We start from the raw sequence: 24216 nt of genomic DNA, 5'->3' as shown, positions 1-24216 counted from the left end.
AATCAGATCATAATTCCTTTAAACAAAAACAAATATGCAAACATCAAAATACACTAGATTTGCCGTAATTATTCTGGTAATCTTATTTGTAGTGCTTAGCGTAATAAGCTAATAAAAATCAAAAAGCCTTCTGAAATTCAGAAGGCTTTCTTTTTATAGAAAATATAAAATTACTTTTTTGGTGTGTTTGTTACTTTGATCAAATAAGTTCCTTCTGGCAGATCGCCAATATTCGAAGCGTTTGCTCCTATTATTTTTTGGCCCTGAGAGAAAACCTCAACACTTTTACCGCTTTTAGAAGTTTCGGTAGAAGCAGCCACAGCCGCAGCTGGTAGCTTTACAGGTGCAGGAGCAGCTTTTTTCTCTGTATTTGAAACTGGCACTGGCGGAGCCGCTACTGTTTTAGCTGGTTTTGAACTGTTATAGGATTCCATAACTTGTTCGTCTGTCATAGCAACAGCATACAATTTAATATCGTCAATATCGGCATTGATGTTTGTTGCCGTATTTAATTTTCCGATACTTAAAATATAACCTTTGGTTGAACGCGCGATTCCATCGGCAGATTTTAGCAATTCACCATTACGATAAATTTTTGAAATATTACCGTCGTAAGTAATGCTGTACATGTACCAGATATCTTTTAATAGCGGTGCAGAAGCCTGAACATCATTGCCTGGTCCCCATCCTGAAAGAATTGTCTCAGAATTACCTCCGGCCGCCGCTTGTTGCGTTAATCCGAAATATTGTCCATTTGCTGCCGTACCGTATCCTAAAACATGATTAACGGTATTTATTGCATTAAATTTAACCCAAACCGATATTGTTCTTGGTTTATTGCCTTGTGGAAGATCGCCTACTACAGCCTGATAAGCTTTGTTAGAAAGTCGTAAAGCTCCTTTAGGGGCACCCATTCTGTCATTTACAAAAACAGGAGTACCTAAAAAGGAAATTGTATTATCTGCACTGCTTAAATTTCCATTGAAATTAAATTCCTGAACGGGGTTTTGCGCATTAGAATTTAAAAAACTTACAAACATTAAAGTGAGTAATATTTTTTTCATAGGGATATAGATTTTTTACTGGATGATATCTTTTTATATAACTTATTTGACAGCAAATTTGATCATTCAAATTTTACAATTACAAATTTTTAAATATTTTATGTACAAATTTTGTTAAAACTATAATTTTAATTCAGCATAAACAAACAAATCCTACATACAAATACAGAATTCTCACAAAATATAAAAAATTATAGTTGTAAAGGGCTAAAAAAAAGCCTTCTGAATCCAAAAGGCTGTTTCCTAATTCCAAAAAATCTAATTGCTACTAAACAATATTTAAAAACTAACTAACTATTTAAAAAATTAATTGATGGCCTTATTTTGATGTTATTTTTTTTGCCGGAGCATTTGAAATCTTTAATAAATAGGTTCCTTCAGGAAGATCATTTATAGTCATTGAACTATTCCCTACTACTTTTTGTCCCTGCGAATACACTTCAATATTTTTACCTCCCACATTTACATCTTTACTCACAATAATATTACTTGAGGTAGTTTTTGTTGTTTTAGACTTTACAGTGCCTTTTGTTTTAGGAGCTGTTGCAACTTCTGCAGCTACTATTAGAGGTTTAGAACTATTATAAGACTCTGCTACCTGTTCATCTGTCAAAGCCACATCATAGATCTTTAAATCGTCTACATCTGCATTTATACCAACCGATGTGTTTATTTCGCCTAATCTAAAAATAGTTCCTTTTGTAGAGCGTTTTAAACCGTTTATGAATTTTAACAACTCTCCATTGCGGTACATTTTAGAAACTGTTCCGTCAAATGTTACGGTATATTGATACCAAACGCCTTTTGCTAATGGAGTTGAAACAATTACATCATTTGCTGCACCCCAGCCCGCTAAACTTAAATCTGAATTAGAAGAAACTGTAGACTGCTGCAGTAAACCAAAATACTGAGCATTGTAAGCTGAACCATAACCCCAGATATAATTTGCCGATGCTATATCATTAAATTTAACCCAAATACTAACCGTTCTCGCTTTATTGCCTTGCGGCAGATCGTCTACCACGGCTTCCAGTGCTTTATTGTTTAATCTTTGAGCATTTCCGGCAATTCCTGATCTGTCGGCAACAAACTCATTTGTACCCATAAAAGAAATTGTGTTAGATTCATTATTTAAAGTCCCATTGAAGTTAAACTCCTGAATTGGATTTTGAGCAGTCGCATTCAAATAACTTACAAACATTACTGAGAGTAGAAATTTTTTCATAATAGCAGAATTTAGGGTTATAAATAAAGTGTGTCATTTATACACAGCTAAACTATACTATTATGCTTTTCGTCGAAAATTTTTTCGTTAACCTACCTAAATAATCGTTAAAATAACCAAAATTGATGATTTCATCGACAAAATTAGTTTTAATTATACTATTGAAGTAATTCTTAAAATTATAAATTAACCTCAATTTCAATTAAAATATCTTACGTATAAATACGGTTTCCTCAATCAAAACAAAATAATTAACATTTATAAAATTTAAACTTTTAAAATATTAGCAGCTCTTTTATCAAATTTCTTAATCACTTAAAAACCAGCATAAAAAAACTCCATTCGCAAAACGAATGGAGTTTAATATTTTTAGAAAAATAGTGATCTATTTTACGAATTCAATTTTTTGTGTTTCTTCTTCATTAACGCTGTCAAAGAATCCTTGTTCGTTCATCCAGTCATCGCTGAATACTTTACTCATATAGCGTGAACCGTGATCAGGGAAGATTGCAATAATGTTGCTGTCTTTTGTAAACTCACCTTCTTCTGCATATTGCTTAATTGCCTGCATTACTGCTCCAGATGTATATCCTACAAATAAACCTTCTTTACGCGTGATTTCTCTTGCTGAATGGGCACTTTCTTCATCGGTAACTTTCATAAATTTATCGATGATATCAAAATCTGTTGCCGAAGGAATTAAGTTTTTACCTAAACCTTCAATACGATATGGGTAAATTTCTTTATTATCAAATTCTCTTGTTTCGTGGTATTTTTTCAATACTGATCCAAAAGCATCTACTCCTAAGATTCTAATATTCGGATTTTGCTCTTTTAAGAATTTTGCTGTTCCGGAAATTGTTCCTCCGGTTCCGCTGCAAGCAACAAGATGTGTGATTTGTCCTTTTGTTTGTTCCCAAATTTCGGGACCTGTAGTGTTGTAATGGGCATCAATATTTAATTGATTGAAATATTGATTAATATAAACTGAACCCTTAGTTTCTTCGTGTAATCGTTTTGCTACATTGTAGTATGATCTTTCATCATCTGCAGATACGTGAGCCGGACAGACATAAACTTTTGCGCCTAAGCTTCTCAACATGTCAATTTTATCTTTGGATGATTTTGAACTCACGGCCAAAATACAATTATAACCTTTTATAATGCTTACCATGGCTAAACTAAAACCTGTATTACCTGATGTAGTTTCTATAATGGTGTCGCCTGGTGATAATATTCCTTTTCTTTCAGCTTCTTCAATAATATATAACGCTATTCTATCTTTTGAGGAATGACCCGGGTTAAAAGCTTCTACCTTTGCGTAGAAATTTCCTTCTAACTCTTCGGTGATTTTATTTAGTTTAATAAGCGGGGTATTACCTATTAATTCTAAAACATTATTATAAGCGTTTATTTCTTCTTTCATAAAAAAATAGTTAATCGAAAGTGTTTTTTACGCACCTTGATAGGTTGCAAATTTAACAAAAAAAATCTAATTAGCTTTTAATTTTTTCTAAATCTAATAAAAAAGTAAATTCTTTTGCTAAGTCTTTTAAAGCCTCAAAACGTCCTGAAGCCCCGCCATGTCCCGCGTCCATATTAGTATCTAAAAACAATTGATTATCATTTGTTTTTAAAACTCTTAATTTAGCCACCCATTTTGCTGGCTCCCAATACTGTACCTGAGAATCATGCAATCCTGTCGATACATACATATTAGGATATTTTTGTGCTTTTACATTGTCATAAGGTGAATACGACAACATATAATCGTAATACTTTTTATTTTTTGGGTTTCCCCATTCGTCATATTCTCCTGTTGTAAGCGGAATGCTGTCGTCCAGCATTGTTGTAATAACATCTACAAAAGGTACCTGCGCAATAACTCCGTTATATAACTCTGGTGCTTCATTTACAATTACACCCATTAAAAGTCCTCCTGCAGATCCACCTTCAGCATAAAGATGTTCTGGCGACGTATATTTCTCGTCTATTACAAATTTAGAGCAATCAATGAAATCTGTAAAGGTATTTTTCTTTTTTAACAGTTTTCCGTCTTCATACCATTGTCTTCCTAAATCTTCTCCTCCTCTAATGTGCGCAATTGCATAAACAAAACCGCGATCTAATAATGAAAGTCTTGTTGAAGAAAAATAAGTATCCATCGTAATTCCGTATGAACCGTACGCATACAGCAATAACGGGTTTTTACCATTTTTATTCAATCCTTTTTTATAAATCATCGAAATTGGCACTTTTACACCATCTCTTGCTGTTGCCCAAACGCGTTCTTCGACATAATTTTCTTTGTCAAATTTCCCGCCTAAAACCTGTTGTTCTTTTAGAATTTCTTTGGTTTTAGTTTTCATATTAAAATCAATTACAGATGAAGGCGTGGCAAGCGATTGATAGCTGTAACGCAGAATATCGGTATCAAAATCAATGTTTGTTGTTGTAAAAGCATTGTAAGTTTCGCTTCCAAAAGGCAGATAATAATCTGGTTCACCGTTCCATGGCATAATTCGGATATGATTTAAACCATTCGAGCGTTCTTCGACAACTAAATAGTTTTTAAAGATCTCAATGTCTTCTAATAAAACATCTTCTCTGTGCGGAATCACATCAACCCAATTTTTTTTGCCTGTTTTATTTTCAGGCGTTTTCATCAGCTTGAAATTAGTTGCTTTATCTTTATTTGTTAAGATATAAAATGAATCTTCATAATGAGAAATACTGTATTCTAAACCGCGGACACGAGGCTGAAATACTTCAAATTCTCCATCCGGATTATCTGACTTCAGGATTCTATATTCAGTCGTTAAAGTACTTCCAGAGCTGATTACGATATATTTTTTAGATTTTTCTTTACTAATGGAAACATTAAAAGTATCATCTGTTTCATCATAAACTAAAACATCTTTTTTAGAATCTGTATTTAATTTATGTCTGAAAATCTTATCAGATCTTAAAGTAACTTCGTCTTGTTTGGTATAAAAAATGGTTTTATTATCATTTGCCCAAACAGATGCGCCTGTTGCATTTTCGATTTTATCTGATAGGATTTCTCCTGTTTCAAGATTTTTGATTTGGATGGTATAAATTCTTCTACCCACGATATCAGTCCCAAAGCTTGCAAATTTATTATCAGGACTTATACTTAAACCTCCTAATTTAAAATAAGCGTGACCTACTGCCATTTCATTACAATTGAACAGAATTTCTTCTTCTGCCGAAAGGCTTCCTTTTTTTCTGGCGAAAATTGGGTAATCCTTTCCTGTTTCAAAACGGGTAATATAAAAATATCCGTTGTAGAAATAAGGAACAGATGAATCATCTTCTTTAATTCTTCCTTTCATTTCTTCATATAAAGATTCCTGAAAACCTTTAGTATGAGAGGTCATTTGCTGGTAATATTCGTTTTCTTTATTCAGGTAATCGATAACTTCCGGATTTTCTCTGTCATTCAGCCAAAAATAATTATCGATTCGGGTTTCTTTATGTTTTTTTAGTGTTTTTGGAATTTCCTTGGCCTTTGGAGCCTGTATATTTTCTTGCATTGATTGAGCATTTGTTTTTAAATACGAAGGAGCAAAAGTAGTACAAACGCAACAGAACAAAATTAATTTTTTCATAAAATATTCTATTGATTTAATACAGCAATATACTAATTTTGTATGAAATAATTTAAAAATCAACAAAAAATGGATTTAATGGGAATGATGGGTAAACTTAAAGAAACCCAGCAAAAAATTGAAGATACAAAGAAACGCCTTGATACTGTTTTAATTGACGAACAAAGCGCTGACGGATTATTAAAAATTACAATTACTGCGAATAGAAAAATAAAGTCAATCTCTGTTGATGATTCTCTTTTAGAAGATAAAGAACAACTGGAAGATTATTTAATTGTAACGCTAAATAAAGCTATCGAAAGAGCTACAAGTGTAAACGAAAGTGAACTTGACGCTGTCGCAAAAATGGATATGCCGATGATTCCTGGGATGGATAATTTGTTTAAGTAAAGTGACAAAGGTTCAGAGTTGCAAAGGGACAAAGGTTTTTCTTATTGTAACCCAAAAAAAAAGACGCACTATTTTTATAGTGCGTCTTTTTTTAACCTTTGTCCCTTTGTCTCTTTGCAACTTTGAACCTCTTTCCTAAATCTTCGAAAACATCTCCAAAACATACGTATGCATTACTTCCTTATAATCTAAATGGGTAACGATTCTTAGTTTGTTGTGTCCTAAGGAACTTATTAAAATATTTTTCTGTTTTAATTTTTCGATTAAAAGCTGGTCGCTGTAACCTTCGGCTAATGAAAAAATCAAAATATTTGTTTCTACTGGTTCTACAGATGCAATCCAGGATTTTGTGCTTAATATTGCTCCTATTTCTTTTGCTCTGCGATGATCTTCTGCTAAACGTTCTATATTATTTGCCAATGCATATAATCCCGCTGCGGCTAAATAACCAACCTGACGCATTCCTCCGCCTAATATTTTTCTGATTCTTAATGCTCGGTGAATATCTGCTTTGGTTCCTAATAAAACCGAGCCAATTGGTGCGCCTAAACCTTTTGATAAACAAACAGAAATAGTGTCGAAAATAGCTCCAAATTCTTTTGGGTTTTGTCTTTTGGCAACTAATGCATTCCAAATTCTGGCTCCATCTAAATGGAATTTCAAATTATTAGCATCGCAGACTTTTTTTATTTCTCTTAAATCTTCTAATTCATAACAAGCTCCTCCGCCTTTATTAGTTGTGTTTTCAACACAAACTAAACTCGTTAACGGGCTATGATAAAATTCGGGATCATTAATTGCGGCTGCTACTTGTGCGGCATTTATCATTCCGCGGTCTCCATCTAACAAACAGCAGGAAACTCCGCTATTGAAAGAAACTCCGCCGCCTTCATAATTATAAACGTGAGCATATTTATCGGCAATTAATTGTTCTCCGGGTTGTGTATGCAGTTTAATTGCGGTTTGATTCGCCATAGTTCCCGACGGAAAAAAAAGTCCAGCTTCCATACCAAAAAATTCGGCTATTCTTGTCTCTAATTCGATAACCGTAGGATCTTGTTTGTATACGTCGTCGCCAACCTGAGCGTTAAACATATACTGCAGCATCTCATAAGAAGGCTTGGTAATGGTATCGCTAATTAAATTTATTTCCATATAAAAACTATATCTATTTTGGACAGCAAAATTACGTATTACTGTTTGTTATTAATCCCAAGTTTTGATAAATTTTAACTTGTGAATTACTTAGAACCAAATTAACGTAATATTTATAAAAAATATATAAAACTAGCATTAATAATTTCAAAATTTGATTTCTAGTTTCTAAAACAATTCTATCTCCTTAAAAAGGACTTTTAGAGTTTATCTTATTTTGTACCATAATTTAATGCTGTATTCTAAAAACTAAATCTTATTTTTGTATAACGAAATTACGCATTAGTTTTTTGAATAAACTAACGTAAAATCTGCAAAAACAAATAAAACTACTTATTAATTTATGACAACAGCCGAACAAGTAAAAGGTATTGTGGAGCGCCTTGGTGCGTTGAGGAGGTATCTTTGACGTTGATGCCAAGCTAATCGAAATTGCAAACGAAGAAGAAAAAACTTTTGCGCCTGATTTTTGGAATAATGCCAAAGAAGCAGAAAACATTGTAAAAAATCTTCGAAACAAGAAAAAATGGATTGAGGATTATGACAAAGCTGTAACGCTTACAGATGAACTACAGCTGGCTTATGATTTTTATAAAGAAGGGGAACTTTCTGCAGATGAATTAGAAGAACAATATGATACGACGCAAAGTCATATAGAAAACATCGAATTCAAAAACATGCTTTCTGACGAGGGCGACAGTTTAAGCGCTGTTGTGCAGATCACTGCCGGTGCCGGCGGAACTGAAAGCTGCGACTGGGCAGGAATGCTGATGCGTATGTACATGATGTGGGGCGAAAGTTATGGCTATAAAATAAAAGAACTTAACTTTCAGGAAGGTGAGGTTGCTGGTATTAAAACCGTAACTTTAGAATTCGAAGGCGATTATTCTTTTGGATATTTAAAAGGAGAAAATGGAGTTCACCGTTTGGTTAGAATCTCTCCTTTTGATAGTAATGCTAAACGTCATACTTCGTTCGTATCTGTGTATGTTTATCCGCTTGTTGATGATAGTATCGAAATTGACATTAATCCTGCCGATATCGAAATTACAACATCGCGCTCAAGTGGTGCCGGAGGACAGAACGTAAATAAGGTTGAAACAAAAGTTCAGTTAGTTCACAAACCAACCGGAATCCAGATTCAGTGTTCTGAAACAAGATCGCAACAAGATAACAGACAGCGTGCTATGCAAATGCTTCGTTCTCAATTGTATGAAATTGAGTTAAAGAAACAACAAGCGCAGCGTGCTGATATTGAAGCCGGAAAAATGAAAATCGAATGGGGTTCGCAGATTCGTAATTACGTAATGCAGCCTTATAAATTAGTAAAAGATGTTCGTACAGGTTACGAAACCAGCGATGTCGATGGCGTAATGAATGGTAATATCGACCCTTTCCTAAAAGCATTTTTAATGATGATGGGACAAAAGGAGGAAGAATAGTATTCAGTGTTCAGATTTATAGTATTCAGTTGCAGTTTGCAGTCACAGTAAACTTGAAACCTGAAACTTTAAACTTTAAACTTTAAAACTAAAAAAGTTATGATAAAATGGGCAGATGTAATTCATTTTACAAATAAAGGAAATCCGGCTCCAGAAAAAAGAGTGGAGAAAACGGAAGAAGAATGGAAACAGCTTTTATCTCCGGAAGAATATCAGGTAACACGTTTAAAAGGAACTGAAAGATCTTTTAGTTCTGAATTATGCAGTTTATTTGATCCCGGAATTTATGAGTGCAAATGCTGCGGAACAGTTCTTTTTGATGCAAGCGAAAAGTTTGAGTCAGGAACGGGCTGGCCATCTTTTACACAGCCAATTAAAGAAAATGCGATTGGTTATAATGCCGACAAATCATACGGAATGATTCGTGTTGAAGTTGTCTGCAATGTGTGCGATGCGCATTTAGGACACGTTTTCCCAGACGGACCAGAACCAAGCGGTTTACGATATTGCATTAACGCAGTTTCTCTGTCGAAAATTAAAGAATAAATTCAAAAAGCGATTCCTTTTAAAGTGAATCGCTTTTTTTTTAATACCCACAAAGAGAAACAATTAACAAAAGAAATGTAAGCTGCTACTTACCAATTAAATAATTTATTTTTTATTTTAAAAAACTAAGATTATTCATCTAAAAATTCAGCGTCTACAAACCCAGACATTAAAAAACCTTCAAAAAATTAATAGTTAAAATGTTAATTTTGTAATATTTAGACTTCTATTTTAAATAATTATTAAGAAACATAAAAATTTTATTAGGTAATTAAAATCTATTTTATTTTATTTGACGAAAATTAACCCTAAGTCGAATAAAATTTGTCAATGAAATCCTATTCAATCCAAGAAATTAATGAAGTAATTAATGGTGTAATTTACGGCACTACTTCACAGAGCATTACCGCAACAGAGCAATTAGAAAAAGCTACAACTTCAGAAATTTCTTTTATAGGAAATAAAAAATATGAAAAGTACTGGTCGACCTCAAATGCTTCAATTGCTGTCGTAAACGAAGACATTTCTATTGAACCTGGAGAAAATCGCGCTTTTATTAAAGTAAAAAATGCTGATTTAGCTATGTCGCAAATTTTGGCACTTTTTGCTCCGCCTACTCCAATATTTCATAATAACATTCACAAAACAGCAACTATAGACGAAACAGCAATTATTGGCGAAGGTGCTAAAATTGGTGCTGGCTGTTATATTGGACCTAAAGTTGAAATTGGTGCTAATGCAGTAATTTATCCAAATGTTACTATTTTGGATGAATGTACAATTGGAAAAAATACCATTATTTGGTCTGGAACAGTTGTTCGTGAGCGTTGTCATATCGGGAGTGATTGTATTATTCATCCAAATGCAACAATTGGTGCAGATGGTTTTGGATTTCGCCCTTGTTCGGAAAAAGGCCTAGTGAAAATTCCACAAATTGGAAATGTAATCATTGGAAACGGTGTTGAAATTGGAGCAAATTCTTGCGTTGACCGCGGAAAATTCAGTTCGACCATTCTTGGAGATGGCTGTAAAATTGATAATTTAGTTCAAATTGGACATAACAGTAAATTAGGCCGATTCTGTATTATGGCTGGAAACAGTGGTTTAGCAGGTTCTGTAACTTTAGGAAATGGTGTTATTATTGGCGGAAGTGCTTCTATAAAAGATCATACTACTATTGGTGACGGAGCTGTAATTGGTGCCGGATCTGGTGTTACCGGAGACGTTCCTGCAGGAAAAACAATGTTAGGTTATCCGGCTGTTGAAGCTCGTGATGCTTTAAAACAATGGGCAATGCTAAAACGAATGGTTTGCGCTCCTAAAAAATAATCTGCAATTCTAAATATTTTAAACACATAGAAACATAGATTTATATCGTTTCCGTTTGTTAGAGATTAAAATAAATGACACATCATTTACACATAGACTATGTTTGTTAATGCAAATGAAATGCCTTTTACAGAAATAAAAACCTATGTTTCTATGTGTTTAAATTAATTACACGCAATCGTTTATATAAAAAAAACATCCGCTGCAACGGATGTTTTTTGTTTTTATAAAGGTTCACATTCAAAGCCAATCACTTTCATTAAAAAAATCACCTTTTCGATAATATCATCTTTACATTCAAATCTTAGAATATTATCACAGTCTTCGAGATCAAAATTCCACTTAGAGTTCGGAAATAACTGATTCAGTTTTGGTGCAACCTTCTTCACTTTCGAAATATTATCAATATTTGTTTTGAATACAAAAATCATAACTAATGGTTTTGAATTTTACTTAGAATTTTAGAATCAATGTAAAAAGTGCCAAACGGAATCACACAGGCCAAAAGCACTTTCCAAGTTGTAGTTGCAAATTTCCAGTTCTGCTCTACTCCAACGCTCAATGTATTAAAAACAAAAAGCAGAAATAAAGCACCATGAACTGTTCCAACTGGTCTTGTTAAAAATGGCATTTCAAAAATATATTTCATCGGCATTGCTATAAAAAGCAAAATTAAAAGTGAAGTTCCTTCCAGAAAACCAATAATTCGTAATCTTCCGGTATTTGTAAGCAGTAAATTTTTCATAATTATCTAAAATAAGGTCGGTTTGCAAGAGGTGAAAAAGGCCACGGAATGGCAATAAAAATGATTAATAAAGCAATAGAAAACCACATTAGCATAGTTCTGAATTTTTGATCGTCAGAAAGTTTTCTTTTGGCTAAAGCCGAACCAATTGTAATGAAAACTATCGCGATTAACATTAATGCGATATGAATAATTCCGAAGAAAGAAGCATCTAAATTTTGAATCGCTTCTTTAAAATTTTTCCAGAAATACTTCACAATCGGACTTTGAACATAAACTAATATTCCAAAAATAAGCTGAATATGAGCAATTGTAGCCGTCCAATGCCGGATGAGGTTATCTTTCTTGGTAAAAGGAAGTTTTTGAGAATAACCTTTGTAAGCTGTATAAATAGAATATAACAAGCTTACCAATACGAACCATCTTATAAAAGAATGGCATACTAAAAGAGATTGATACATTGTTTTTTGATTAAGACAATGCAAATATATTTAAGAACATACTAAGTAGTATGTTTTTAAATAATAATTTTATTTCAAGCCATTTAAATAACTCCTAAGTTCTTTTAAATAAACAAGATAAGAAGAATTATCATTTTGAAGTTTTCCGAAATTTCGTATTCCCCAATAGCCCGATAAGATAAAAAAAGCAACTTGTTCGCCCACTACATCTTTGCGAATCAAACCCGATTCTTTTCCTTTTTCGATAGAATTTATGATTGTCTTTTTCCATAAATCGACCAATTCTGCCAATGCTTCACTAAACCTGTTATTCCACGGCGTCATTTCCTGCGTAAGATTTCCAACCGGACAACCGTATTTTACCTGCAAAAAAGGATCTTCAAGCAATAAATACGAAATCATATTATAAAAATCTTCTACTGGATTTTGCGAAGCTTCAGTAGGTTTTATAAAATTTTCCTGCATTGTAGGTTTTAGAATTTCTTCAATAATCGCAATTCCCATTTCATCTTTGGTTTTAAAATGGTAATAAAAAGCACCTTTTGTAACTTGGGTTGTTGCAATAATTTCATCAATACTGGTGGTTTGATAACCTTTTGTATAGATCAATTCAAATGCTTTATGAAGAATCGTAAGTCGGGTATTAGCAGCTTTAGACATAAAAAATACTAGTTAGTATGAAAAAGCAAATTAAAGAAAAATAATTGGTGTAATTAGTTTTAACACATAGAAACATAGATTTAGCAAGATTAAAAAGGCGTTTCACTTGTTTGAATAAACATAGTTAGGCTATGTGTTAGAAACGAGTTTCTTTTAACTCCCTTCTTTAAAACTATAAATCCTATGTTTCTATGTGTTTAATTAAAAAACTAGAATTATAAACTTTTTCTTAATTCACAAAGCAATCGGTTTATTTCAATTGATTTTGTAAATTAGCCAACACTATTTTGTAAAATCAATATTATATCATGGATTTAAACTTCAATAAAAACGAAGATCACAATAAACTATTACTTTCAGACCTAAAACAAAAATTTGCCAAAGTAAAACTAGGCGGAGGCGAAAAAAGAATCGAAAAACTACATGCCGAAGGAAAAATGACGGCTCGTGAGCGTATCGCTTATTTATTAGATGAAAATGCAGAAAATATTGAAATTGGCGGTTTTGCCGGAGAAGGAATGTACGCTGAACACGGAGGATGCCCTTCTGGCGGAGTTGTCATTAAAATTGGATATATAAAAGGAAAACAATGTATTGTAGTTGCCAATGATGCAACAGTAAAAGCTGGTGCATGGTTCCCCATAACAGGCAAAAAAAACCTGCGTGCACAGGAAATTGCAATGGAGAACAGACTTCCTATTATTTATTTAGTAGACAGTGCCGGAGTTTATTTGCCAATGCAGGATGAAATTTTTCCTGACAAAGAACATTTCGGACGCATCTTTAGAAACAACGCTCAAATGAGTAGTATGGGAATAACGCAAATCGCTGCCGTGATGGGAAGCTGCGTTGCCGGAGGTGCTTATCTACCCATTATGAGTGATGAAGCTTTAATTGTAGACAAAACAGGCAGTATTTTCCTTGCTGGAAGTTATTTAGTTAAGGCTGCAATTGGCGAAACCATTGATAATGAAACTTTAGGCGGCGCAACAACACATTGCGAAATTTCTGGAGTTACAGATTATAAAGCTAAAGATGATAAAGATGCTTTAGATAAAATCAAAAATATCGTTGATAAAATTGGTGATTTTGATAAAGCCGGTTACAGTAGAATTAAGGCTGAAAAACCTGCTTTAGAGCCAAAAGACATTTACGGAATTTTACCAAAAGCCAGAAATGAGCAATACGACATGATGGAAATCATCAATCGTTTGGTAGATAATTCAGAATTTGAAGCTTATAAAGATGGTTACGGTCAATCGTTAATTACGGGTTATGCCAGAATTGATGGATGGGCAGTTGGAATTATAGCCAATCAGCGTAAAGTGGTAAAAACCAAAAAAGGTGAAATGCAGTTTGGTGGTGTAATTTATTCTGATAGTGCTGATAAAGCAACCCGTTTTATTGCAAACTGTAATCAAAAGAAAATTCCATTAGTATTTTTACAAGACGTTACCGGATTTATGGTTGGTTCAAAATCAGAACATGGCGGCATTATTAAAGATGGTGCCAAAATGGTAAATGCTGTAAGTAATTCGGTTGTGCCAAAATTTACCGTTATTGTTGGGAATTCATATGGAGCAGGAAATTACGCTATGTGCGGAAAAGCGTATGACCCAAGATTAATATTTGCCTGGCCAAGTGCAGAACTTGCTGTTATGGGCGGAACACAGGCTGCAAAAGTTTTAGCTCAAATCGAAGCTTCTTCGCTTAAAGCAAAAGGAGAAGTTGTTGACGAAGCTAAAGAAACAGAACTTTTTAATAAAATAAAAGCACGTTACGACGAGCAGACTTCACCTTATTATGCCGCATCAAGGTTATGGACTGATGCTATCATTGATCCACTTGATACCCGCAAATGGATTTCAATGGGAATCGAAGCTGCCAACCACGCTCCTATTCAAAAACCATTTAATCTGGGTGTAATTCAGGTGTAGTATTTCACTAAAACAGATAACGTGTTAAATAAATAGTAAAAAACTTATTTTTAGATACTTAAATTAAATATATCATTAAAAATTAGTAACTTTATATATATAATTTTAATTACGTAGTATCATGGAAAATGTCAAAAGCTTAAATAAGTGGGCAAACGCCCATACTTATTTACCAGTAGATTTAGTACGTATAATATTGGGTGTTTTTTTATTTATGAAAGGCGTTTCTTTTGTAACAAACGTTCAGTATTTACATGATTTAATTTCTCCAATTGATCGGTTCGGAGGCGGAATGTTTCTTCTGCATTATATCGCGCCGGCACATATGATTGGAGGTATAATGATTGTTTTTGGGCTACTTACCCGCTGGGCAATTGCAGCTCAATTACCAATACTATTTGGAGCCGTTCTCGTAAATTTTATGGGACACATGCATTCTGAAAGCTTAATTCTTGCAATTGTAGTTTTACTCATTTGCATCTTCTTCTTATTCTACGGAGGAGGAAAACACTCTGCCGACTATTATTTTAAAATGCAGCAATAAAAATATTTTATCCTCAACTATTAAAAGTTGAGGATAAAATAATAAAGCTATTTTTAAGAAGTAATTAGCACTTAAAATTTCATTTATTGTGTTTTATGAACTAAATTCGCCACCATGAATTGGATTCGTAAAACCATACTTTTCGTATCACTTTTGATCATAGGACTTTTTGCCGCTCAGGCAAACGAACTTCCTGTGCAAAAAACGGAAACTCAAAAAACGGATACCAACTTCTCCAAAGAAACTGCAGATTCATCAGCATTTATTCAGCCTCAGGGAAGCTATCACTTTGCGGCAAATATCAAAACAGATCATCTCGCATGCATTAAATGGTTTGATTCGTTACTTGTTGTTATTCCGCAGCATAAAGTAATACAATCAGCCTTTAACTTTACAAACCCATTTCCTGCACAGAGCAAAAAAATCTCATTAATGCTCTACGCCTTCCATTTTTTCTGGTAAATAAACCTTGAAATTTTAATTTGAAGAAGTAATTCTTCACCAGCAATTAAACCGTTTCTATCCCGAAACTGTTTACTATTTCATATTATTTACCAAATTTAAAAAAAGAAACATGGAAACAAGTGTAACCATAATTGGTATTGTGATTGCGGTCATAGTAGCCATTCCCATATATTTTTCAGCACGATCGAGCGCCGCAAACAAAACAAAAATCTTAAACATCAAAAAGAAATTCAATCCAAACAATCCGGAACAATTTGATTTGACTGAATCTCAAAGCAATAAAACGTTAACGATCGATCAAAAAAACAGAAAGTTTATTTTGATGAATTTCAATCCAAATCAACAAGAATCAACTTATGTCGATTTGAAAACTGTTTCATCTTGCAAATTAGTTTTAACTACCGAAGGAAACTCAGATACAATTGTAAAAATTGATTATGATTTTCAGGATAGAGAAACTTCTAAAAAAATTACAATTCCATTCTATGATTTTGATGATGACCGCATTAAACAAATAAGTGCGTATCAGGATCATATGTTTGCGAAAAAATGGCTTAAAATCATTCAGGATTCTATTTAGTGTTAGTTATTTAATTCAGTAGAAAGAGGCTCATTATGAGTCTCTTTTTTTTGTCTCATACATGATATTTGTCATTTTATGTCTGTGGTTCAAATAGTAATTTTGATGTAAACTAAATCCGTCTTTATGAAAATTTCATTGACCCAGAAATACAATGTGCCTGGACCAAGATACACGAGTTATCCTACGGTTCCTTATTGGAATGAAACCGCTTTCACAGTCGAAGAATGGAAAACATCTTTTCAAAAAGCATTTGCCGAAAGCAATTCAAAAAACGGAATTAGTCTTTATATCCATCTTCCTTTTTGCGAAAGTATGTGCACCTTTTGCGGATGCAATAAACGAATTACCAAAAATCATTCTGTTGAAGAAAAATACATTCAGGCCCTTTTAAAAGAATGGAGTTTGTACTGTAAACAACTGCCCGAAAAACCTTTTATAAAAGAAATACATTTAGGCGGAGGAACGCCTACTTTTTTTTCAACCAATAACTTAGAACATCTTATCAATGGTATTTTCAGCTTCGCAAATAAAGCTGAAAATCATGAATTTAGTTTTGAAGGACATCCTAATAATACGACTTACGAACAACTTAAAAAATTATATGATTTAGGCTTTCGCCGAGTAAGTTTTGGTGTTCAAGATTATTCCGAAAAAGTACAGAAAGCCATTAATAGAATTCAGCCTTTTCATAATGTTGCAAAGGTTACTTTTTGGGCAAAAGAAATTGGTTATAAATCTATAGGGCACGATATTATATTCGGATTACCATTTCAAACTTTAGATGATGTTGTGGATACGGTTGAGAAAACAAATTCCCTAAAACCAGACCGATTAGCATTTTACAGCTACGCTCACGTGCCATGGATTAAAGGAAATGGGCAACGCGGATTCAACGATGAAAATCTTCCTAAAGATGCTGAAAAAAGACAGCTTTATGAAACAGGCAAACAGTTACTTTCTGTAAATGGTTATCATGAAATTGGTATGGACCATTTTGCTTTATCTTCAGACAGTTTATTTCATGCCGCACACAACAAAAAAATGCATCGAAATTTTATGGGTTACAGTGCTTCAAAAACACAGCTTATGATTGGTTTAGGAGTTTCTTCGATTAGTGACAGCTGGTACGGTTTTGCTCAAAACACTAAAAATCTGGAAGATTATTATCAGTTATTAGAATGGGATCAGCTTCCGGTTGTAAAAGGTCATATTTTAACCGATGAAGACCTTATCATCAGAAAACATATTCTAAATTTAACCTGCGATCTTGAAACTTCCTGGAGTGACGATTCTTTATATTTTAAAGAATTGCCACAAGTTTTAAAGGCTTTAAAAGAAATAGAAAACGATCAATTAATTGTAATTGAAGAAAACAGAATCAAAATTACTGAAGCGGGAAGACCATTTGTCCGCAACATTTGTATGGCTTTTGATTTACATTTAAAAAGAAAATCACCGGAAACTAATTTGTTTTCGATGACCGTTTAATGACAATTCGGAGTTCCCTGAACAAACAAACTCATATTTGAAGGAGATAAATAGGGAATTCCTAAACCTAAGCCTCTCAAAATAAATAATACTCCAATTATAACGGCAACATAAGGAATTGCTTTTTGAATTTTATTTCGAAATGGTAATTTTAATAATGAGTTGACGTAAACTACAACTGTCATTAACGGAATTGTTCCTAATCCGTACAGTAACATATACAAAACTCCAAAGCCGGCGCTCTGCATGGCAATTGCTCCAAACAACGCCACATAAACCATTCCGCATGGCAGGAATCCGTTTAACAGACCAATTGTAAAAAGAGATTTATAGCTTTTCTTTTTAAACTGACTTCCTAAGTTTGATTTTATATTTGAAATTACTTTGTAAACGGGTTTTGAGAAATTGTATCTAGCGAATATTTTTTCTGGTATCAGAGCAATTAAAATCATGGCAATCCCAATAAAAATTGACATTCTTTGCTGCATTCCTGCTAAGAAAAAGCCTCTTCCTAATAATCCGAAGATTAAACCAATTGTTGAGTAAGCGGTTAATCTTCCTAAATGATAGGTGATAATCTGTGTTACTTTTTTAGCTTCATTTTTATGATCAACAGGAAGCATCATAGCAATTGGCCCGCACATGCCAACACAATGCAGACTGCTGATAAGACCTAATATGAATGCTGAAAATAACATTTTTTTATTTATTTTTTATTGGTGAATTTTGATTATCATGTGTCCCTACGGGACACTTTTTTTGGGAATATTACATTTTTTTTCTACCGATGAATTGTTCCTAACGGAACATAACTCGTAAAAATTTAATATCGGTAAAAGAGAAATACGTAAAATACCTTTAGTCCCTACGGGACATTTTACATTACCATTATGTTTTTTTCTACCGATATGTTGCTCCTAACGGAGCAGATCTTATTGAAATTAATTATCGATATTTTTTTCCAATATGTAACTCCTTACAGAATATTATTCAAACATATCTCGTAGAGATAAAATATCGGTAAAAAAGAAAATACTCGAATACTCTATTGTCCCGTAGGGACTAAACATTTTGCCCAAAAGCTAAATCAATATTAACGTATAGTCCCTACGGGACATTTTACATTATCGATATGCTTTATTTCTACCGATATGTTGCTCTTAACGGAGCATATTTCATCATAATTAATAAATCCATATTTTACCAATCATTTTCTCATGCCAGAGTATTTTTTAAGCATATCTCGTAGATTATATATCGGTAAAAAAAGAAATGCTCGAACACTCTATTGTCCCATAGGGACTATACTTTTCACATAAAAAGACTAAATCAGTTTACGTAAATAACCTCTTTTGTCAGGTATTTTTTTCCTTCATACTGCCATTCCATATTAACATCCCAACGTCCTTTGATTAGCTTTTTATGTGGAATTAATAATGAAGAATTAGTCAAAGCAATTTCTGTATTAAAATCAAACTTTTTGTTTGAAGGTCGGTATAACAAAATATTTCCTTTTATTTTATCACTTTCAAAAGTGGCAGGAAAAGTAACTTTTACACCATCTTCTTCAAATTTTACTGAAGGTTTATGCTGTAAATCGTGCGCGTTTTGAATTCTTGCCATTTCTTCCTGAAAATGCGTGTCGTGTTTGTAATATTCTTCTACAACCAAATCGTTATCATATTTACTATTTGATTGTACTTCAAAAACAAAGTATAATATAAATGTCATAAACAAAGCAAATGCAATGACAATTCCGGTTCCCCAATTAATTTTCATGATAGTATATTTTTAATTAAAACTTCGTGGCCCTAAGAAATTTGTTGTAGTGGTTTCGAGTAATTCTTTGCCATTATAAACCCCAATTTTCAAATTGGTTTTATCACTTTCCAGCAGAACTTCTTTTATTTCTATGAATAAAGTTCCCTGCGAAATTGCTTCTTTTGCCACTTTAAAATGCTCTTTCCCTACATTGTTAATTTCACCTTTTTGATCGATTAATTCAAAATGAATATCATTATAATCTTTCATGGTTTTATTGACAATTTTATACGTATAAACATTGCTTATTTTATCTCCTTTATGTTGAAAAAGCTGTCCGGGTAAACGCAGAATAACGGCTTGAACATCTGTTCTTAAAAACAACATTCCAACAAAAATGCCCATCAAAATAAAAAGAACCGCACTGTAACCTTTCATTCTGGCAGTAAACCTAAAAGGTTCTTTTTTAACAATTTCATCTTCTGATGCGTAACGAATAAGACCTTTTGGTAATCCTACACTTTCCATTATATGATCGCATTCATCAATACAAGCGGTGCAGTTGGTACATTCTAACTGCGTTCCGTTTCTAATGTCAATTCCCATTGGGCAGACATGAACGCATTGAAGACAATCAATACAATCTCCTTTTCCGGTTAAAGCTCTGTCTTCTTTTTTATTGAATTTTGCTCTTCCTTCTTCTTTTTCTCCTCTCACAAAATCATACGCAACGTTGATAGATTTATTGTCTAACAGAACGCCCTGAAGTCTTCCGTACGGACAGGCAATTATACAAACCTGCTCGCGGAACCAGACAAAAACAAAATAGAAAACTCCGGTAAAAATAAGTAGTGCAATAAAATTACTTGCCTGCTGAATTGGGCCTTGCTCCACCATTAAAAGTAAAGAATCACTTCCTACTAAATAAGCCAGAAATACGTTGGCAATTCCAAAAGAAATCAAAAAGAAAATTGTCCATTTAGTCAATCTTTTTCTAATTTTTTCTGCATTCCATTCCATTCTTGCTAAACGGGATTGTGAACCGCGGTCGCCGTCAATCCAATATTCGATTCGGCGAAAAACCAATTCAAGAAAAATGGTCTGCGGACAAATCCATCCGCAAAATATTCGCCCAAAAACAACGGTAAATAAAAGTACAAAGACAACGCCAATAAGCATTGAAATTACAAAGAGGTAAAAATCTTGCGGCCAAAAGGGAAAGCCGAAGATATTAAAACGACGTTCAATAATGTTGAACATCATAAATTGGTTTCCGTTTACTTTTATAAACGGATTTATTATCAAAATTGCCAATAAAACATAACTGACAATTTTTCGGTAATCATAAAATTTACCAGACGGTTTTTTTGGAAAAATAAATTTCCTTTTACCACCTTCATCTATAGTTCCAATGGTATCTCTAAAAGCTTCGTCTGGTAAATTTGACATGATATTCTAATTATTTTTTAACTTCTGTGGTATCTTTTTTTGTAGCTGCTGCATCTGTTTTAGGCGCACTTTCGTCTACCCAAACTTCTCCTTCCGGTGCTTTTGGATCTTTTGGATTGGATCCTTGCAGTGATAAAATGTAACTCGCCACTTTTTGAATTTCTTTTGGTTTCATACCATTCGTTTTCCACGAAACCATCCCTTTTCCATCACGTCCACCGTTTGTAATAGTGTGGAATACATTTTTAATTCCTCCACCTAAAATCCAATGATCATCTGTTAAGTTAGGTCCAATTTGTCCTCCTGCATCTGCTCTGTGACAAGCTGCACAATTGGTTGTAAAAATTTCTTTTCCTGCGGCTAAACTTGCATCATCAGTCAGTAAAACAACCGTTTTTTCATCCATTAAATCCGGAGCAGTTTTTAAGTATTCTTCGACATCAATTTTAGCTTGTGCCATTTCTTTTTTAAGTTCCATTTCCTGATCATCAGCCCCTAAAACATCATAACGAACTACATAGATTACTCCAAAAATGATACAGATATAGAATAAATAAACCCACCACGGCGGTAAATTATTATCAAGCTCTTTGATGCCGTCATAATCGTGATCCATCAATAAATCAGCTTCTTTAGACATTGGTTCTGTCTTAGTAAGTTTGTGCATTAATTCTTTGAACCAAGTACTTTCCTGAAGACTTAAACTATTCTCATAATCTAATTTTGCTTTTTCTTCTGGTGACAATAGTTGATACATTACCTTATTTACAGCACTTAACGTAACTTCGATCGCAATCAAAATAAACAGAAAAACAAGTAAAAAGACAGATACCATTGGGTACTTTATAAAAGCAGGTCTGTCGCCTGAATCTATACAATATTCCATCAAAGCAAATACGATGAAGAAAATCAGCGGTACTCTAACATATACTGGGAAAAACTTTTTCATTTTTATCTATCTTTTGAGATTATAACTTGCCCTTCTTCTAAAGGTATATTACTCATTTCCTGAATTTTATCTTTTTTATAAGAAAACACCCAAATGCCTAATCCTACGAAAAAGAAGAAGAAAATCAAGAGGGAAAGTATCGGGTAAATTTCTACACCCGATATCGTTTCCATATTGTGTTTTATTTGTTCAAACATAATGCTGTTATTTAGTTTCTTTTACTTTAATATCAGTACCAAGTCTTTGAATATATGCAATCAAAGCAACTATTTCTCTTTCATTCATCGGAATGAATTTTTCACCTTTTGCAGCAGCTTTTTCACGGCTTTTTTCATAACTTTTTACAAAGTCAGGATCATTTTCAAGGCTTTTCTCAATTTTAATCGCCTGAGTTCTTAATGTTTTTTGTGCATTTGCAACTTCTTCTGCTGAATAAGGAACTCCAAGAGAAATCATTACGTTCATTTTCTTTTGAGTCAATGAAATGTCTAAAGGTTTATTATCAAATAACCATTTATAACCTGGCATAATTGATCCTGCAGATGTGCTTTGCGGATTCCACATGTGGTTAAAGTGCCAGTTATCATTGTACTTACCTCCTACTCTTAACAAGTCTGGACCTGTACGTTTTGATCCCCATAAGAATGGATGATCGTAAACAAATTCTCCTGCTTTTGACTGAGGTCCATAACGCTCCACTTCACTTCTAAACGGACGAACTGATTGTGAGTGACAACCTACGCAGCCTTCTCTGATATATAAATCACGTCCTTCAAGTTCTAACGGTGTATATGGTTTTACGCTTGAAATAGTTGGAATATTTGATTTTACCATAATCGTTGGTACGATCTGAATAACTCCTCCAATTAAAATGGCGATTGTAGCCAAAATGGTTAATTGAATTGGTTTTCTTTCTAACCATGAATGGAATTTTTCTCCACTTAATCTATTACTGCTTATTTTTTGCAATGCCGGAGCTTGTGCTAATTCATCTTCAATTGTTTCACCAACACGAACTGTCATGATAATGTTGTAAACCAATGTCAGCATTCCTATTAAGTACAAACTACCTCCAATTGCTCTCATCCAATACATAGGCATAATGGCAGTTACTGTTTCAAGGAAGTTACCGTAAGTTAAAGTTCCGTCTGGATTAAATTGTTTCCACATTGATGCTTGTTGGAAACCAGCCACATATAACGGAATTGTATAAACTATAATACCAAGAGTACCAATCCAGAAATGGAAGTTTGCTAATTTCTTAGAGAACAATGCTGTTTTTGTCATTCGTGGAATCAACCAGTAAATAATAGCAAATGACATAAATCCGTTCCATGCTAAAGCACCTACGTGTACGTGTGCAACGATCCAGTCAGTGTAGTGCGCAATAGCATTTACATTTTTTAGTGATAACATTGGCCCTTCAAAAGTCGCCATTCCGTAACCTGTAATCGCTACAACGAAGAATTTTAAAACTGGTTCTTCACGAACTTTATCCCACGCACCTCTTAAAGTTAAAAGTCCGTTGATCATACCTCCCCAAGATGGAGCAATAAGCATTACAGAAAATGCAACACCTAAGTTTTGAGCCCAGTTTGGTAAAGCTGAATATAATAAGTGGTGCGGCCCTGCCCAGATATAGATAAAAATTAAAGACCAAAAGTGAATAATAGATAATCTATAAGAGTAAATAGGGCGATTTGCAATTTTAGGAACGAAGTAATACATCAATCCTAAAAATGGTGTTGTCAAGAAAAATGCAACCGCATTATGTCCGTACCACCATTGTACCAATGCATCCTGAACACCAGCATATACGGAGTAACTTTTTAATCCTGAAACAGGAATTTCTATATTATTGAAAATATGCAATACGGCAACCGTTACAAATGTTGCCAGATAAAACCAAATTGCTACATATAAATGACGCTCTCTACGGCGTAACATGGTTCCTATCATGTTAATTCCCATGACAACCCAAATTAACGCTATAGCAATATCAATAGGCCATTCAAGTTCTGCATATTCCTTCGAAGAAGTATATCCTAATGGTAATGTGATGGCTGCGGCGACAATGATTAACTGCCAGCCCCAAAAATGCAGATTACTTAAAAAGTCACTAAACATTCTGGCTTTTAGTAATCTTTGCATTGAATAATACATTCCTGCAAAAAAAGCATTCCCTACAAAGGCGAAAATAACGGCATTTGTGTGTAAAGGCCTTAAACGACCATAACTTAGCCATGAAATCCCATCTGTAATATTGGGAAAAAGGTACATAACCGCCAGGGTCAGTCCCACTAACATACCCACAACTCCAAAAAGAATGGTGGCGTAAATGAATTTTTTTACAATTTTGTTGTCGTAATAAAACTGTTCCATTTCCATAAT

At 33.6% G+C, this 24216-nt stretch carries 23 protein-coding genes; 9 read left to right on the top strand and 14 right to left on the bottom strand.

Annotation, left to right across the window (positions count from 1 at the left end):
• Positions 1–170: 170 nt before the first annotated feature.
• The 4 genes from B3C18_RS24675 to B3C18_RS24660 all read right to left on the bottom strand — a co-directional run bounded on the left by B3C18_RS24675 (position 171) and on the right by B3C18_RS24660 (position 5921).
• Entirely contained in the window at positions 171–1064 is an 894-nt protein-coding gene (locus tag B3C18_RS24675) for a LamG domain-containing protein (RefSeq protein WP_291153158.1), read from the bottom strand.
• Positions 1065–1383: 319 nt separating this feature from the next.
• A complete protein-coding gene (locus B3C18_RS24670; protein WP_291153155.1) occupies positions 1384–2289 on the bottom strand; it encodes a LamG domain-containing protein in 906 nt (301 codons plus the stop codon).
• A gap of 385 nt (positions 2290–2674) precedes the next feature.
• Entirely contained in the window at positions 2675–3715 is a 1041-nt protein-coding gene (locus tag B3C18_RS24665) for a PLP-dependent cysteine synthase family protein (protein ID WP_053473587.1), read from the bottom strand.
• A 70-nt stretch (positions 3716–3785) separates the two neighbouring features.
• Positions 3786–5921 carry a S9 family peptidase gene (locus tag B3C18_RS24660; RefSeq protein ID WP_291153150.1) on the bottom strand — a complete coding sequence of 712 codons (2136 nt, stop codon included), beginning with the start codon at positions 5919–5921 and terminating at the stop codon, positions 3786–3788.
• Between the two features lie 69 nt (positions 5922–5990).
• On the opposite strand from B3C18_RS24660, the gene B3C18_RS24655 reads away from it, so the two are divergent.
• A complete protein-coding gene (locus B3C18_RS24655) occupies positions 5991–6311 on the top strand; it encodes a YbaB/EbfC family nucleoid-associated protein (protein WP_053473588.1) in 321 nt (106 codons plus the stop codon).
• A gap of 135 nt (positions 6312–6446) precedes the next feature.
• Here B3C18_RS24655 and B3C18_RS24650 read toward each other — a convergent pair whose 3' ends face one another.
• Positions 6447–7466, bottom strand: a complete 1020-nt coding sequence (locus B3C18_RS24650; protein WP_291153145.1) for a threonine aldolase family protein — start codon at positions 7464–7466, stop codon at positions 6447–6449.
• Positions 7467–7809: 343 nt separating this feature from the next.
• On the opposite strand from B3C18_RS24650, the gene prfB reads away from it, so the two are divergent.
• The 3 genes from prfB (at position 7810) to lpxD (ending at position 10783) form a co-directional block, all read left to right on the top strand.
• Positions 7810–8908 (top strand): peptide chain release factor 2 gene (gene prfB, locus B3C18_RS24645; protein WP_291153141.1). Its coding sequence is split into 2 segments (ribosomal slippage): positions 7810–7872 and positions 7874–8908, totalling 1098 coding nucleotides; the frame shifts between segments, so codons are not numbered across the junction.
• A 99-nt stretch (positions 8909–9007) separates the two neighbouring features.
• Positions 9008–9454, top strand: coding sequence for a peptide-methionine (R)-S-oxide reductase MsrB (gene msrB / locus B3C18_RS24640; RefSeq protein WP_291153138.1), 447 nt, complete (start codon positions 9008–9010; stop codon positions 9452–9454).
• 330 nt (positions 9455–9784) lie between these two features.
• Positions 9785–10783, top strand: a complete 999-nt coding sequence (lpxD, locus tag B3C18_RS24635) for a UDP-3-O-(3-hydroxymyristoyl)glucosamine N-acyltransferase (protein ID WP_291153135.1) — start codon at positions 9785–9787, stop codon at positions 10781–10783.
• A gap of 433 nt (positions 10784–11216) precedes the next feature.
• Here the strand turns inward: lpxD and B3C18_RS24630 are convergent, their stop codons facing one another.
• The 3 genes from B3C18_RS24630 to B3C18_RS24620 all read right to left on the bottom strand — a co-directional run bounded on the left by B3C18_RS24630 (position 11217) and on the right by B3C18_RS24620 (position 12649).
• Positions 11217–11528, bottom strand: a complete 312-nt coding sequence (locus B3C18_RS24630) for a DUF3817 domain-containing protein (RefSeq protein ID WP_291153131.1) — start codon at positions 11526–11528, stop codon at positions 11217–11219.
• A 2-nt stretch (positions 11529–11530) separates the two neighbouring features.
• A complete protein-coding gene (locus B3C18_RS24625) occupies positions 11531–11989 on the bottom strand; it encodes a hypothetical protein (protein ID WP_291153128.1) in 459 nt (152 codons plus the stop codon).
• Between the two features lie 69 nt (positions 11990–12058).
• Complete coding sequence (locus tag B3C18_RS24620) at positions 12059–12649, bottom strand: TetR/AcrR family transcriptional regulator (protein WP_291153125.1); 591 nt, start codon at positions 12647–12649, stop codon at positions 12059–12061.
• Between the two features lie 308 nt (positions 12650–12957).
• Here B3C18_RS24620 and B3C18_RS24615 point away from each other — a divergent pair, with 308 nt between their 5' ends.
• The 5 genes from B3C18_RS24615 to hemN all read left to right on the top strand — a co-directional run bounded on the left by B3C18_RS24615 (position 12958) and on the right by hemN (position 17666).
• Positions 12958–14586, top strand: a complete 1629-nt coding sequence (locus tag B3C18_RS24615; RefSeq protein WP_291153122.1) for an acyl-CoA carboxylase subunit beta — start codon at positions 12958–12960, stop codon at positions 14584–14586.
• Between the two features lie 121 nt (positions 14587–14707).
• A complete protein-coding gene (locus B3C18_RS24610) occupies positions 14708–15130 on the top strand; it encodes a DoxX family protein (protein ID WP_053473598.1) in 423 nt (140 codons plus the stop codon).
• A 114-nt stretch (positions 15131–15244) separates the two neighbouring features.
• Positions 15245–15592 (top strand): hypothetical protein, encoded by a 348-nt coding sequence (locus B3C18_RS24605; protein WP_291153119.1) that lies wholly within the window; start codon positions 15245–15247, stop codon positions 15590–15592.
• 112 nt (positions 15593–15704) lie between these two features.
• Positions 15705–16175, top strand: a complete 471-nt coding sequence (locus B3C18_RS24600; protein ID WP_291153117.1) for a hypothetical protein — start codon at positions 15705–15707, stop codon at positions 16173–16175.
• Positions 16176–16301: 126 nt separating this feature from the next.
• Positions 16302–17666, top strand: coding sequence for an oxygen-independent coproporphyrinogen III oxidase (gene hemN / locus B3C18_RS24595; RefSeq protein WP_291153114.1), 1365 nt, complete (start codon positions 16302–16304; stop codon positions 17664–17666).
• Here the strand turns inward: hemN and B3C18_RS24590 are convergent.
• The 6 genes from B3C18_RS24590 to ccoN all read right to left on the bottom strand — a co-directional run bounded on the left by B3C18_RS24590 (position 17663) and on the right by ccoN (position 24213).
• Positions 17663–18364, bottom strand: a complete 702-nt coding sequence (locus tag B3C18_RS24590) for a sulfite exporter TauE/SafE family protein (protein WP_291153111.1) — start codon at positions 18362–18364, stop codon at positions 17663–17665. The two genes, hemN and B3C18_RS24590, sit on opposite strands and share 4 nt — an antisense overlap.
• 631 nt (positions 18365–18995) lie before the next feature.
• The gene (locus B3C18_RS24585; protein WP_291153108.1) at positions 18996–19445 is read right to left on the bottom strand and encodes a FixH family protein; all 450 of its coding nucleotides are present in this window, start codon (positions 19443–19445) and stop codon (positions 18996–18998) included.
• A gap of 12 nt (positions 19446–19457) precedes the next feature.
• Positions 19458–20876, bottom strand: a complete 1419-nt coding sequence (gene ccoG / locus B3C18_RS24580; RefSeq protein WP_291153106.1) for a cytochrome c oxidase accessory protein CcoG — start codon at positions 20874–20876, stop codon at positions 19458–19460.
• A gap of 10 nt (positions 20877–20886) precedes the next feature.
• Positions 20887–21825, bottom strand: coding sequence for a cbb3-type cytochrome c oxidase N-terminal domain-containing protein (locus tag B3C18_RS24575; RefSeq protein WP_291153103.1), 939 nt, complete (start codon positions 21823–21825; stop codon positions 20887–20889).
• A gap of 2 nt (positions 21826–21827) precedes the next feature.
• Complete coding sequence (locus B3C18_RS24570) at positions 21828–22022, bottom strand: CcoQ/FixQ family Cbb3-type cytochrome c oxidase assembly chaperone (RefSeq protein WP_053473606.1); 195 nt, start codon at positions 22020–22022, stop codon at positions 21828–21830.
• A 7-nt stretch (positions 22023–22029) separates the two neighbouring features.
• Positions 22030–24213, bottom strand: coding sequence for a cytochrome-c oxidase, cbb3-type subunit I (gene ccoN, locus B3C18_RS24565; protein ID WP_291153099.1), 2184 nt, complete (start codon positions 24211–24213; stop codon positions 22030–22032).
• Between the last annotated feature and the right edge of the window lie 3 nt (positions 24214–24216).

Source organism: Flavobacterium sp. UBA7680, from assembly GCF_002482975.1.
GTDB lineage: Bacteria > Bacteroidota > Bacteroidia > Flavobacteriales > Flavobacteriaceae > Flavobacterium.
The sequence above is the reverse complement of the archived record's forward strand: the minus strand, read 5'-3'. Positions and strand labels throughout refer to the sequence as shown.

Excerpts from the sequence above, each read along its gene's own strand:
- B3C18_RS24675 (WP_291153158.1), bottom strand. The coding sequence starts at position 1,064 with ATGAAAAAAATATTACTCACTTTAATGTTTGTAAGTTTTTTAAATTCT.
- B3C18_RS24670 (WP_291153155.1), bottom strand. The coding sequence starts at position 2,289 with ATGAAAAAATTTCTACTCTCAGTAATGTTTGTAAGTTATTTGAATGCG.
- B3C18_RS24665 (WP_053473587.1), bottom strand. The coding sequence starts at position 3,715 with ATGAAAGAAGAAATAAACGCTTATAATAATGTTTTAGAATTAATAGGT.
- B3C18_RS24660 (WP_291153150.1), bottom strand. The coding sequence starts at position 5,921 with ATGAAAAAATTAATTTTGTTCTGTTGCGTTTGTACTACTTTTGCTCCT.
- B3C18_RS24655 (WP_053473588.1), top strand. The coding sequence starts at position 5,991 with ATGGATTTAATGGGAATGATGGGTAAACTTAAAGAAACCCAGCAAAAA.
- B3C18_RS24650 (WP_291153145.1), bottom strand. The coding sequence starts at position 7,466 with ATGGAAATAAATTTAATTAGCGATACCATTACCAAGCCTTCTTATGAG.
- msrB (WP_291153138.1), top strand. The coding sequence starts at position 9,008 with ATGATAAAATGGGCAGATGTAATTCATTTTACAAATAAAGGAAATCCG.
- lpxD (WP_291153135.1), top strand. The coding sequence starts at position 9,785 with ATGAAATCCTATTCAATCCAAGAAATTAATGAAGTAATTAATGGTGTA.
- B3C18_RS24630 (WP_291153131.1), bottom strand. The coding sequence starts at position 11,528 with ATGAAAAATTTACTGCTTACAAATACCGGAAGATTACGAATTATTGGT.
- B3C18_RS24625 (WP_291153128.1), bottom strand. The coding sequence starts at position 11,989 with ATGTATCAATCTCTTTTAGTATGCCATTCTTTTATAAGATGGTTCGTA.
- B3C18_RS24620 (WP_291153125.1), bottom strand. The coding sequence starts at position 12,649 with ATGTCTAAAGCTGCTAATACCCGACTTACGATTCTTCATAAAGCATTT.
- B3C18_RS24615 (WP_291153122.1), top strand. The coding sequence starts at position 12,958 with ATGGATTTAAACTTCAATAAAAACGAAGATCACAATAAACTATTACTT.
- B3C18_RS24610 (WP_053473598.1), top strand. The coding sequence starts at position 14,708 with ATGGAAAATGTCAAAAGCTTAAATAAGTGGGCAAACGCCCATACTTAT.
- B3C18_RS24605 (WP_291153119.1), top strand. The coding sequence starts at position 15,245 with ATGAATTGGATTCGTAAAACCATACTTTTCGTATCACTTTTGATCATA.
- B3C18_RS24600 (WP_291153117.1), top strand. The coding sequence starts at position 15,705 with ATGGAAACAAGTGTAACCATAATTGGTATTGTGATTGCGGTCATAGTA.
- hemN (WP_291153114.1), top strand. The coding sequence starts at position 16,302 with ATGAAAATTTCATTGACCCAGAAATACAATGTGCCTGGACCAAGATAC.
- B3C18_RS24590 (WP_291153111.1), bottom strand. The coding sequence starts at position 18,364 with ATGTTATTTTCAGCATTCATATTAGGTCTTATCAGCAGTCTGCATTGT.
- B3C18_RS24585 (WP_291153108.1), bottom strand. The coding sequence starts at position 19,445 with ATGAAAATTAATTGGGGAACCGGAATTGTCATTGCATTTGCTTTGTTT.
- ccoG (WP_291153106.1), bottom strand. The coding sequence starts at position 20,876 with ATGTCAAATTTACCAGACGAAGCTTTTAGAGATACCATTGGAACTATA.
- B3C18_RS24575 (WP_291153103.1), bottom strand. The coding sequence starts at position 21,825 with ATGAAAAAGTTTTTCCCAGTATATGTTAGAGTACCGCTGATTTTCTTC.
- B3C18_RS24570 (WP_053473606.1), bottom strand. The coding sequence starts at position 22,022 with ATGTTTGAACAAATAAAACACAATATGGAAACGATATCGGGTGTAGAA.
- ccoN (WP_291153099.1), bottom strand. The coding sequence starts at position 24,213 with ATGGAAATGGAACAGTTTTATTACGACAACAAAATTGTAAAAAAATTC.